This window comes from Moorena sp. SIO2C4 (assembly GCF_010672485.1).
GTDB classification, from domain to species: domain Bacteria; phylum Cyanobacteriota; class Cyanobacteriia; order Cyanobacteriales; family Coleofasciculaceae; genus Moorena; species Moorena producens.
The window spans coordinates 1-12353 of sequence record NZ_JAAHGN010000087.1 but is presented as its reverse complement, the minus strand read 5'-3'; the positions used below and the strand labels follow the sequence as shown (position 1 = coordinate 12353).

General features: G+C 40.8%; 14 protein-coding genes. 2 read left to right on the top strand and 12 right to left on the bottom strand.

What is annotated here, in order from left to right; all coding sequences use genetic code 11:
- Positions 1–1194 (top strand): glycosyltransferase (locus tag F6K20_RS07410; RefSeq protein WP_287294274.1); only part of this gene is annotated, 1194 nt, incomplete at its 5' end.
- A 299-nt stretch (positions 1195–1493) separates the two neighbouring features.
- Positions 1494–3410, top strand: coding sequence for a phosphatase PAP2 family protein (locus tag F6K20_RS07405; protein WP_008188810.1), 1917 nt, complete (start codon positions 1494–1496; stop codon positions 3408–3410).
- A 210-nt stretch (positions 3411–3620) separates the two neighbouring features.
- Here F6K20_RS07405 and F6K20_RS07400 read toward each other — a convergent pair whose 3' ends face one another.
- The 12 genes from F6K20_RS07400 to F6K20_RS07345 form a co-directional block, all read right to left on the bottom strand.
- Complete coding sequence (locus F6K20_RS07400; RefSeq protein WP_131827075.1) at positions 3621–3818, bottom strand: hypothetical protein; 198 nt, start codon at positions 3816–3818, stop codon at positions 3621–3623.
- 60 nt (positions 3819–3878) lie between these two features.
- Positions 3879–4625 carry a CmcI family methyltransferase gene (locus F6K20_RS07395; RefSeq protein WP_287294271.1) on the bottom strand — a complete coding sequence of 249 codons (747 nt, stop codon included), beginning with the start codon at positions 4623–4625 and terminating at the stop codon, positions 3879–3881.
- Positions 4626–4673: 48 nt separating this feature from the next.
- Entirely contained in the window at positions 4674–5345 is a 672-nt protein-coding gene (locus F6K20_RS07390; RefSeq protein ID WP_287294269.1) for a TauD/TfdA family dioxygenase, read from the bottom strand.
- Positions 5346–5354: 9 nt separating this feature from the next.
- The gene (locus F6K20_RS07385) at positions 5355–5777 is read right to left on the bottom strand and encodes a gamma-butyrobetaine hydroxylase-like domain-containing protein (RefSeq protein ID WP_287294267.1); all 423 of its coding nucleotides are present in this window, start codon (positions 5775–5777) and stop codon (positions 5355–5357) included.
- 133 nt (positions 5778–5910) lie between these two features.
- Positions 5911–6696, bottom strand: coding sequence for a Sir2 family NAD-dependent protein deacetylase (locus F6K20_RS07380; protein WP_287294266.1), 786 nt, complete (start codon positions 6694–6696; stop codon positions 5911–5913).
- Between the two features lie 49 nt (positions 6697–6745).
- A complete protein-coding gene (locus F6K20_RS07375) occupies positions 6746–7207 on the bottom strand; it encodes an arginase family protein (protein WP_008188817.1) in 462 nt (153 codons plus the stop codon).
- Complete coding sequence (locus F6K20_RS07370; RefSeq protein ID WP_267872104.1) at positions 7170–7292, bottom strand: hypothetical protein; 123 nt, start codon at positions 7290–7292, stop codon at positions 7170–7172. The genes F6K20_RS07375 and F6K20_RS07370 overlap by 38 nt, the downstream gene beginning before the upstream one ends.
- A gap of 51 nt (positions 7293–7343) precedes the next feature.
- Positions 7344–8483 (bottom strand): carboxynorspermidine decarboxylase, encoded by a 1140-nt coding sequence (gene nspC / locus F6K20_RS07365; protein WP_008188819.1) that lies wholly within the window; start codon positions 8481–8483, stop codon positions 7344–7346.
- 8 nt (positions 8484–8491) lie between these two features.
- Complete coding sequence (locus tag F6K20_RS07360) at positions 8492–9691, bottom strand: saccharopine dehydrogenase family protein (protein WP_008188821.1); 1200 nt, start codon at positions 9689–9691, stop codon at positions 8492–8494.
- Positions 9692–9755: 64 nt separating this feature from the next.
- Entirely contained in the window at positions 9756–10622 is an 867-nt protein-coding gene (locus F6K20_RS07355) for a phytanoyl-CoA dioxygenase family protein (RefSeq protein WP_161603193.1), read from the bottom strand.
- Positions 10623–10734: 112 nt separating this feature from the next.
- Positions 10735–11922, bottom strand: coding sequence for an aromatic ring-hydroxylating oxygenase subunit alpha (locus F6K20_RS07350; RefSeq protein WP_008188825.1), 1188 nt, complete (start codon positions 11920–11922; stop codon positions 10735–10737).
- Positions 11923–11994: 72 nt separating this feature from the next.
- A partial coding sequence (locus F6K20_RS07345) for a GNAT family N-acetyltransferase (protein ID WP_287294265.1) occupies positions 11995–12353 on the bottom strand: 359 nt, incomplete at its 5' end.

Genomic DNA, 12353 nt, shown 5'->3' with positions numbered 1-12353 from the left:
TTCCTGGAGTTTTATCGAGAGGAAGGTCGATTCCCTGATATCATGACTACCCACTATAGTGATGGGGGACTGTGTGGAGTGCTGATTGAGCAACAGACCGGGATACCTTTTACTTTCACAGGTCATTCCCTAGGGGCTCAAAAAATGGATAAACTCCACGTCACTCCAGAGAATCTGGCGGAAATTGATCACTATTACAATTTCCGATACCGGATCCTAGCCGAACGGTTGAGCATGAACCACTCAGCCCTCAATATTACTAATACGGCACAAGAGCGGTTCCAACAGTACAGTCATCATGCTTATCGTGGAGCAGTGGATATAGAAGATGATCATCGATTTGCCGTGATTGCACCGGGAGTGAATGCTTCTGTTTTTGGTTCCGATGCGATCGCTAATAATGAACAAGCGACTTATCAACTGATTGAAGAGCGATTGCGCCGGGACATCAGTGAGTCACGGCGCAATCTACCAGCTATCTTGGCATCCAGCCGTTTAGATCCCAAGAAAAACCTCCTAGGTTTGATGCAAGCATTTGCTGATGATGTGATAGTGCAACAGAAAGCCAATGTGGTGCTGATTACTGGTGGATTGGATAACCCCTTGCAAGAAAAAGTCCACGATCAACAGACCGAAAAACTAGTAATAGGTCCAATCCGGGAAGTAGTACGAGAAAAAAATTTGTGGGGTAAAATTAGCGCTTTCTCAGTACCCGATCAACCAGCATTAGCCGCCTCCTATCGGTATTTTGCTCAGCGTGGTTCGGTGTTTACTCTTACCTCCCTGTTTGAACCCTTTGGTCTTGCTCCTTTAGAAGCAGCAGCAGCTGGATTACCGATAGTGGTAACAAAAAATAGTGGTATCAGTGAAAGTTTAAAAGTCGGGGATGAAGACTATGGGATGTTAGTTGATCCCAACAATACAGCAGATATTGCTAGAGGCATCAGGGAAATACTTTGTGATCAAAAACTGTGGCAAAGGTTACAGAAACGTTGTCAGCAGTATGTTTTGGAATATTACACCTGGGATAGCACCGCTTTAAACTACTTGAGTCGAATCAAACAGATTGTTTCTGAAGCATCAGCCAATCCTGCTGCGGAATTACTTCCGATCCATTCCTATTTCCGTGATCCACAGCCAGAGAATCATATTTCTTTGGAAGAATTGAGCTACTGGTATTTTGTTAAGGATTAGTTGTAGGGCTTTTTCCAAGACTTTCATTCTCATTAATCTCGAACTATAAAATTCTCAAGGGCAGAGGTTTATTTTAAGCTGTTCGCCTAGCGTGAGCCTGTGGCTGACGGCTGACGGCTGACGGCTGACAGCACCTCAAGTAGCGTGGCCTACGGCCAACGGCTAAATCCTTACAAACCAACCGATTTTTTTTCCTGAAAAAAGTACCCTTGTGGGTACTGTCAGAGTCATAAATTACTTTTTACATTTGAATAGACATCTTCAAAACATATCAAAATTCTTTTTCGTAAGGAGTTCCCATGGCAAATCGTTCAGAGAAGTCTTTTGACGTTCGCCTCGACGCTGCAAAACTAGCCAGAAGTCGAGACTATCCTACCCATAAAGCCAATGGGGATGAACAGCGACACGCTGATGATCAGTATTTTATGTCCTTTACCAAAGGGCTACCTCACAACCCTGATACAGGGCTACTAGAAGACCCACAGGATTTTGTGGAGTTTCGCCGTGCAGTGGACGATGGCTTTATTGATCCCTTCTCTGATCGGGTACGTCATGGGGCCAAATTTGAGGTAGTATTTACAGGTCAAGACTACACTATTAAACCTGAGACTAACCCTGATCTGCTTGAGCAATTTAGACAATGGCAAGCACCAACTGCAGGGGTTGTCTTTGAGCTAAACGGACCCGATCCACAAGCGGTTACCATGCCTCCAGCACCACCGTTAATGGATGCTAGCGGTAAGGCTAACCCAGAGCTAATTTTTGAGATAGCAGAGGTCTACGAATTAGCCATACTGCGGGATCAGCCCCTCAATGACTTTGAGAAAAGAGGAGCGAATAGCAAAATCGAGAGTTCAATCAATCGTCTCAATGCCCTCGACTATATTCGCAACCAAACTGGACGACCTCGCAAGGTTAATTCCAGAGGCAGGCTTGATGAGCAAAATGTATTCCGAGGCTCTTCTCCAGGAGTGGAAGTCGGTCCCTATCTCTCTCAGTTTCTACTGATAGGTAATGTTGATCTCAATGGTGGTGGCAACGTTGCAGAGGGGAAAATTACCTATGGTGCTTTGCAAATTGATCAAAAGGTTCCCATTGCAACACCCTGCCAAGATTACATGACCAACATGGAAGACTATGTCTTGGTTCAGCGTGGAATTAAGCAAGACAGAGAAACCTATGTTTTAGAGAATGATCAAAACCCTAAGCTACCAGATCGTCCAGCTCGTCGATTTATCTCCACTCCCCGGGATTTAGCAACCTATGTTCATTACGACGCTCTTTATGAACCTTATCTCAACGCTTGCATCATTCTCCTGGGGATGCAAACACCCTTCGATCCCGTTTTTGATCATCTTTCTGGGGGTGGTGTGGCAGCAGCTAATCCAGCAACCCGTCGCAATGCTGGTGGTTTTGCCCTCTATGGCGGTCCACACATCTTAACTTTGGTTACCGAAGTAGCGACACGAGCACTCAAAGCTGTTCGCTTCCAGAAGTTCAATAACCATATTCGCCTGCGACCAGAGGCATTGGCAGCCCGGATTGAACTATTACGGCGATTTCAAGAGCTACCTAATCAAGCTAAAGCTAGTGTACCCAGAGCATTAATCAAGTACATTAGAAGGTTTGAACGTGAACTAGAAAGCAACGGTACTCTCAAGTCGATTTTGGAACTAGCCAATCAAAATGGCTCTGGCTCACAGAATTATCTACTACCAATGGCATTTCCTGAAGGGTCTCCCATGCACCCTGCCTATGGTGCAGGACATGCCGCTGTTGCTGGGGCATGTGTGACCATGCTTAAGGCATTCTTTGATACCAGTGCAGTTTTAGTAGAAACACCAGTCAAAAACCCAAAACCGGGACAAGCAAGGACACAGATCAGATTTAAACGCTATAGCCCCAAAGATCAGGGAATTGTGTTCCGTGCCCCTGATCTATCTGCCTATAAGAAAGGTGAGGCGACACTTGTTTCAGAGCGTACGAGGGATTTTTTGACTCTGGAGGGTGAGTTGAACAAACTCGCTGCCAATATTTCCATTGGTCGCAATATGGCTGGCGTTCACTATTTTACTGATTATTATGATAGTTTGCGCATGGGTGAAGAAATTGCCATCGGTATTCTGGAAGAACAGGCATTGACCTATTCCACTGATCCCTTTGTGCTGTCACTCCCAACCTTCGATGGAGATGTGATTCGGATTGGTGCTCGTTGAGATCTGACCTGCTTAATGATGGGGATTTCTTTGAATACTCATCATTAAAGAGATGGGGAGATAGGGGAGATGGGGGAGATTTTGATTAAGGGTAATTGTAAGCTATCAGCTGACGGCTGATAGTTTACGAGTAATTATACTCAAATGATATAATTAACCTAAGATAATCGACCCTTGTAATCCAAGATGATCTATATTTTTTATCATGATTTAATCTGAATTTAACACAGTTTTTAGATACCAACTCTGGATAGACCACAAGTCGATGATTTCACTTTTTATGGGATTGTTCCATCCGTATTTATACTTAGACAGCAAGACCATCCGCTCTGTAACCTTTGGTACTACAAAACGAAGTACGGAATGTGGGATGGACAAAATACCAAATAGCACCAATGTGATTTTCAAGGGATTTGGACCTGATGCAATTAGCGATCGCCTATCAAGTTTAACTTTTCTAGTGCAGCATCAGACTTTTATAAGAATGGAATTCCAATTTTTCGATCCATTGTAACCGTACATATCCTGATAGTAAGTATCAATCAAATACTCATCTTCATGGTCAAGCAACCAACTTCTTAAATTAGACATTTTTTGCCTTCCTTTTTCATATTCTTCTTGATCCTCCCAATTCTCGCTCCCATAATCCCAGATAGATTTGTTAGTATCTTCTACAATTAAATAGTCTCCACTGGTTAGACCATTATTGTGAAAATACTCCACTACTCCCAAAACATTGACATGGGCATCTTCTATAACTAACCAAGGATGAGGAAGTTGATTGAGCATTGTTTTTGGTAAAACAGCACTCAAATTATGACAATCTCCTTCAATAAAATTTACTTTTCGATAATCTCTAGCTTTTTGATCTAGAAGAGATAAATCGATATCGATAGAATAAACCGAACCTTGAATCCCAAAAAGTTCTAAGTTATCTGCTAGCCAAACAGCACTGCCACCATTGAGAGCACCAATTTCAATTATGGTTTGGGGTTTAAGTTCCCATAAAAGCATAGGATAAATTCCTATTTCGGTGACACCTTTGTTCAGAATTATTCCTTTCCAATTCTGTAAATAAGTATTACTTAAGAGTGTGTTCCAAGTTGCGGATGGTAGATCACATCGATCTTCTCTGGCAGAAATCTTGACAAAGCGATCAGGTTTGCTCAGTTCCTTAATATGTTTGGCATCAGTTACTACCTTTTGATAACCCATGTTAGAAATACCCCTATGAATTAGATGTGCCAGTTACGTAAACCCTATTTATTTTTCTAGATATAAATGCTGAAATTGCTTAAAATTGTGTCTTCCTTTACAGTAGTCCCAATCCAAGAACACTCCCTCAAGATGTCTAGTGCCATAATTAGCATCATAAGCTGTTCTTCCATGCAAAATCCTGAAATTCTGTTCTACCAAACAATCTCCTGCTTTGAGGCGAGAGCAATATTGATAATCAGGGCTTTTTAAATAATTAAAAAAAGTTTTATACGCTTCATAAAAAGATTCTACTTTATCAAATTTTAAATTGGGTTTGCAGTTTTTGTGACTGAAGTAAATTTCGCTTACTTCACCTTTTTGATTGAGTTTTAAGATAGGATTAATATTGCACAAATAATATTGACTATGTAAATCAAACTGTTTAAAATGTATTGGAGTTTCAGCTAAGGTATTAAAGTATTCAGGATGATTTTGGCGAAAATCTCTAGCTACACGATAGCCATCTACAACTATTGATTCGCCACCAGAAGCATTATTCTCTACACAATAAAGAAACTGTAATACTCGCCCTATGTTAAGGTAAGTGAAATCAGTATGAGGTAATAAAGGATGAACAGACGAATAGGCTAAATCTACAGCTTCAGTACCCTTAATTGGCTTTACTGGTATAAATCTTCCATAGTAAGTTTCATAAATCGGTCCCAAAGAGCAAACCAAAGACTCTAATTATTTTGTCGATTGAATATTTTCTAGTATTGTAAAACCCAAACTAAAAAGCTGATTCACCCACACATCAGAATCACAATTGTGAAAATCGTGTCTTACCGTTCGTTCTTTTTGTAAGTCAGCTTTATTCCATAAAATAATCTTTCTTGAAGATTGCACTGGAGTATCCAGCTCATGAACATGAGCCATTAACCAAGAAATGGGAAAAACACTTTGGTGAATCGGTTGTTCTTGCCAAGTAATAGTTAATTTATCGTCCTCCTCCACTACAGATACAGGTTTTGGGGGAGATTGAGCTTCACTAATGTCATAGATTTTCTGAAATGAATTAGGATCGCGACATTCTGGACATAGACAGTTATCTCGCAACCACATATAGTGAAAACGGTTGCCATTAACTGTTATAAAATTTTCTTCTTGCATAAGTTTAATTTATAATTTAAATATTATCGGATTTTCTAAAGGACGTAAAAGCTAATTATCGAAGCATTAGACTTCACTGAAACTCCCAGGAAGTGATAAGCAAAGTGGTATTTACTACCACCCCTACAAAGAGTTAGCTTACCAGTTGTTTTTCGCATATATTCCACAATTTATCTAGTGTATCGGCAGCAGTAGATAAAATGTGGTAATTAGCTATTTCTGAAAGTACGGTCTCAGCAGGATTTATTTCTACTATGGGCACATTTAACCTACGAGCTTTATACAAAGGTTTAGTAATGTATTGGTAGTCTCTGGAGGTGCCGATCAAAAAAATGAGATCAATGGGAGCATTATCTAGGATCTTGAAAGTTTCTTCCGAAGAACTCATATGATGTTCACCAAATAACTCAATATCCGGACGAATTAATCCTTCGCAAGCTGGACATTTTGGTGGTAAATCCATCGGTTTACTATATCCGGCTAGGAGTTCTTCTGCAGTTGTCCTGTAAGAACAATTTACACAAAATAGTTCGGAGAGTTGTCCATGTACTTGAATCAAGTTTTTACTTCCGGCTGCGCGCTCGAACCCATCTATATTCTGCGTCAATACCCATGTACCTGGTTTCCAAGACTCGATTTGTGCAATTATCTCATGACCGCGATTGAATTTTGCTTTATGACAGGCTGCTCCAATTTGCCACAGATATTTCCACGTTACTTCGGGACGAGTTTGTAACATATTTTTACTGATTGCTTCTTCGATTGGTACACCTTCTTGAGTGAGAATCCCCTCGAAAAGTCCACCAACACCACGATATGTAGGTAAGCCAGAGTCTGCAGATAAACCCGCTCCAACAATGAAAAGAATAGACTCTGCCTTGAGAATACAATCAGCAACAACACTTAAGATCTCATCCATTAGTTTCTAAAACGCGCCATCCTAACTTTAGAACATTTCTGGATTCGAGTTAACCACTAATTGGCATAACCTGTAAACAAGCAAGCTTGTATAGAACTCTAGCCCCTACATTGCCATCCCACTTATCTCCAACATCACCAGGCGCAACCTCGCACAAATCAAAACCAATAATTGTTTTGCCTGTTTGAACTAGCGATCGCAACAAGTAAATTGCTTCATTAAACTCTAAGCCACCTGGTACGGGAGTGCCTGTATGGGGACAATAGGAGGGGTTTAAGCCGTCAATATCAAAGCTAATATATACCTGATCAGGTAAATTAGATATAATTTTATGGCACTGAGCTGTCCAAGTGAAACCTTCGTAAGCATTGGCTGTGAGCTGCCAATCATCAAACATGACAACTCGGCTATCACTATTTACCATTGCCATTTCTGCCTCACAAACATCTCGGATGCCAACCTGAACTAAACGACTAATCTGACTGTTTGGCGATCGCATCATCATCAACATTACCACCTGTTTCCATATCTCTAATAATCTTCTTAGCAATAGCTCGTATGGCGCGATTTTTATCTTGAATAAGTGATACTTTCAAAAGCGGATTTAGTATAACCCATGATTTTGGTTAGTTCCCATGGCAATTTGCCTAAGATAATCGACTCTTATAATCTTCGTAGCCAAATTCTCTAACCAAGTTAAAAGTACCATCAGAGCGCACAATGCCGATGGCAGGATGTTTGATGCCATTAAACATAGAAGTCTTCACCATCGTATAGTGAATCATATCTTCAAAAACAATTGTGTCACCAACCTGCAAAGGCGTTTCAAAGTAGTAATCTCCCATGCCCATAAAGTCTCCTGCAAGGCAGGTAAGACCCCCCATCCGGTATCTAGGCTCTTTCTGTTGCGGATCTCTTGCACCTCGAATGCGAGGTTTATAAGGCATCTCCAAACAATCAGGCATATGAGCGGTAAATGAGACGTCAAGCATGGCAATAATCAGGTTTGAAGTTTCAATCAGATCAAGAACTGTTGCTCGGAGTACCCCAGTTTCCCATGCCACTGCCGATCCAGGCTCCAGATAAATATGCAAGTGAGGATAACGGGATTTAAAACGGGTCAAAACTTCGATTAGGTGTTCGATATCATAGCTTTTAGAGGTGATCAGATGTCCTCCCCCTAAATTAAGCCACTTGATCTGGGGAAGGTGATGCCCAAACAGGGTTTCAATCTGCTCTAAAGTACGTGCTAAAGCCTGTGAGTCGCTTTCACATAAGTTGTGGCAATGTAACCCTTCAATGCCCTCCGGTAACTTATCACCTAATTTTTCAGCGCGTATTCCTAGACGAGATAAGGGAGACGAGGGATTATAGATCTCCGGTTCCACCGGAGAATACTCTGGATTAATGCGCAGACCCGGTGATACTTGGGTCAAGAGAGTTTTTTCTTTAAATCGCTCCCATTGGCTTAGGGAGTTAAACGAGATATGTGTTGCCCCTTGAATCAGTTCTGGAAATTCTTTTTCCTGGTAGGCAAGCAAGTAAAGGTGGAGCTCTCCACCAAACTCTTCTCGCCCTAGCCTTGCTTCAAACAGAGAGCTAGCAGTAGTACCTTGTAAGTATTGTTTGACAATGGGAAAGGCACTGAACATCGCAAACCCCTTCAAGGCAAGAATGATCGTAATTCCTGCTTTTTTCTGAACCGAGTCAATTAACTCAAGATTCTCAATCAGCTTTTCGGACTCAAGCACATAGCAGGGGGATGGGATTTGGGAATAATCAATCATCTTGCTTGTTAATCCCCAAATTCTTCTGAGTTGTTAGTTGACTCATGCCAAGGTAAACCATAGGTTCCCAACTTTGCCAAAAAAGGATCAGGGTTAAGTTGTTCCACATTAAAGACTCCCTCACCTTGCCATTCGCCAGTTAAGACTAGCATTGCACCAAGCATTGCAGGTACTCCTGTTGTATAAGCAACAGCTTGTGCCCCTACTTCTTGATAAGCTTTTGCATGGTCACAGTTATTGTAGATATAGTAGGTTTTTGGTTTTCCGTCTTTTATTCCTCGAATATGGCAGCCAATAGATGTTTGACCTTCATAGTTCTCACCTAGTGAAGATGGTGCAGGTAGAACAGCTTTGAGGAATTGCAAGGGGACGATTTGATGCCCTTCATACTCAATCGGTTCAATACTAGTCAATCCCACATTCTGGAGGACTTGCAGGTGTGTCAGATAACTTTCACTAAAAGTCATCCAGAAGCGAGCCCGTTTAATGGTGGGAATGTGTTTTACTAAAGACTCAAGCTCTTCATGATACAACAGGTATGATTCTTTAGCTCCAATCTCAGGGTAATTAATGGAGCGATGCACTGAGAAGGGTTCAACTTCTACCCAGTTAGAGTTTTCATAGTATTTTCCTTTTTGAGTAATCTCTCTGATGTTAATCTCAGGATTAAAGTTGGTAGCAAAGGGATGACCATGATCGCCTGCATTACAATCTACAATATCTAGATAGTGAATCTCATCAAAGTGGTGCTTGAGGGCATAGGCGGTAAAGACTCCTGTGACTCCAGGATCGAATCCGCATCCAAGGACAGCCATAATGCCAGCTTGTTTATATCTTTCGTGGTAGTCCCACTGCCATTTATACTCAAATTTGGCTTCATCAGGAGGTTCGTAGTTAGCTGTATCGAGATAATTTACTCCTGTTGCCAAACAAGCATCCATAATTGGCAAGTCTTGGTATGGCAAAGCCACGTTAATAACTATGTCAGGCTGAAAATCCTTAATTAGAGCGATCATTTCAGCGACTTTGTCTGCATCAACTTGTGCTGTTTGCAGAGATGGATGGGTAATAGTAGCAGCAATGCGATCGCATTTTTCTTTAGTCCGACTTGCTAAGAGAATTTCCGAGAAAACATCTTTCAACTGGGCGCATTTTTGAGTGACGACATTACCCACTCCACCTGCACCAATAATCAAAACTTTTGCCATAACTGTACTATGTTAAATAGATGTTTAAAAGTGTCTATTGCTATAACTCCAGTACAAGAAGAACTTATTGTGAGTTAGCTCCAAAGTCAGATGTATACCAATTCCAATTACCAGTCTGATCCTCAAATCCCGATTTGTAAAGCCCATCCTTAATCGCAGAATCAGGAAGTTTCTCTAGGGGGATGTAGGGGTGGGATTCTTGAGATTTTTCTTCAACAGGTTGGTTGGAGACAGCGTTATAGTGGCAATGCATGAGGATACGAGTATCACCTGTTTTATTTCCTTGAGAACCATGTATCGTGTTCGCATGGAAAAATACAGCATCACCAGGTGCCATTTCGCAATCGACAATTTCTAGCCTTTCTATGATCTTTTCCATCCGCTGAGGATCGCATACATCTCCATTACCTCGCAACACAGGGTTAATACGACCCATTAAGTGCGACTTTTTGATAACTTGCAAGCAACCATGGGCTTTAGTATTCTCAGTGATAGCTACTGTACAAGTTAAAATGTTGGGGAAAAGACAGCCGTCACCATACCAATAGGTGTAACCTTGATGCCAGTCAATAACGGTATCATCATAGGGCGATTTTTGAACAATTTTTGAGTGCCAATGATAGCACTCCTCGCCTAAGATAAGTTCTGCAGTATCGACAATCCGAGCTAGTCGAGTCATTACGCTAACCAGACTATCGTTTAAACCATTCCAAACAGCAGCACGCCAAGGTTCACCCTTTTGGTTGATGACAGTTCTGAGTGCATTAGAAAGATTGGGATCCTTATCGCAAACTTCCCGGATTAAGCTAACCTCCTCCAAATCAAATAACCCAGGGACAATAAGATATCCATCTTCGTGATATTGAGTGAGTTGTGCTTGAGTTAAGGGATTAGTTTTCCGTACATCTGTGTCAAATTTCGATGCAATCATTTGAGAGTCCATTTTCTACTGTTATTTTAGAGATTGAGATTTTTGAATCAGATTTCCATCAGTTGTTGTGGAATATGAGTATTGGATTGATATCCGCTATAATAGCGTTCCTTTATCCTTTCCCCAACAACTTCTGCGAAGACAAATAAATTGTATCTGATTTTAACGACGGGTTTACCACATCCATTCTGGGAGAGACAGTCTTTTTAGATGCTCCCAAATCGCCTAATATATTTCCATCTATGCTTACAGGAATCATCCTACGGATGTAATCATGAAACTGCTTTTGACCTGCTTCTTTAGTAGGATGATAAGGACCACAGTGTTGCTGACCTTGTTGGTAAAGTGCTTTCCTTCCCTGATGGATCTTGGTCATCAGATCATGGTCTTCATATTCTATTTCATACATATACTGGTCAAATGCATTTAGAAAGTCTTGATGTTGAGAAAACTGCTCTTCTACCAGACGATATTCGTGAATTGAGCATGTGTCGATGCTTTCTGGTATAACAACGGCAACTAGGGCAAAGCACTGAGAAATTTCAATAATAATATTAGGATAAATACAAAGCCAGACAGCACCATAGTCTTCTGGGAATTTACCAACATATTTGTTATAGCAATCTATATAGTCTCCCAGAGCAGAGGTTTTTATTTGGATTTTTTCTCTAAGATGTATCGCTTGAACACTAAAATCATCTCGGAAAATCGATTCAATATATCTTGAATCTAGAAAGGTTTTAAAATTAGGATGACATGCTTCTAAGTGGTAATTATCTAGAAAGGTATCCATATAGCTTTTCCAATTTACCTTAACGAAGAAGCAATCATGGGCATATAAACTTAGCTTCTCGAAGTTAATATTTGTAAATGTTTTAGAAGTTTCTAGAGCACCTTTCAAGGCAGAATCGTTTTTAGGAAACACAAAACCATCATAAATATCGATGGATTCCTTTTCTAGAGAGTGTAGGGCATGATCGCATTCTATATTAGCCGAACTCAACATCTTCCCATTGAGATCATATGACCAGGAATGCACTGGACAGACAATGCTGCGACAATGTCCCTTGTCTTTGAGCATGGTTGCATAACGATGTTTACAAATGTTTGGCAGAACCTGAATGTTCTCTCCATCATGGATGAGAACCTTTGTGTCCTTAGTGTGTGGCAACACAAAATAGTTCTGAGATTCGTTGACAAAGCTACTGTGTCCTAGAAAAATATCCTTAAATTGACAACGCTTCTTTTCTAAGGCAAAGATTTCTTCGGAAAAGTAAAATTCGTGAGGAAGGGATAGCATATTAATTGCCCTCAGTAGGTAGGTTTAATTAACTGTCAAATGGAAAAATATTAAAACTTGAAAAAACTCTATTTAAGTTGAAGAGAATGCCGCTAAGGCATCACCAGCAAGGCGACAAGTCCGCCAGTCGTTGAGAAAGGTTGCACCTTGCTGTTTGTAGAATGCGATCGCACTTTCATTACAATTGAGCACACTCCACTCAACTCGCCCACATCCTTTATCAAGTGCCATCTTTGCCAAATAGCCAAAAATTTGACTTCCTACACCCTGACGACGATAGTTAGGTAAAACAAACAGAGCTTCTAAAAATAGACCGGGTTTCATCAAATAAATAGAGAAATTGAAGAAGTAAAGAGCGAATCCAGTCGGTACACCATCTGCACAAGCAAGGATTGCCTCGGCCTCAGGATGAGAACTAAACAAACTTTTAA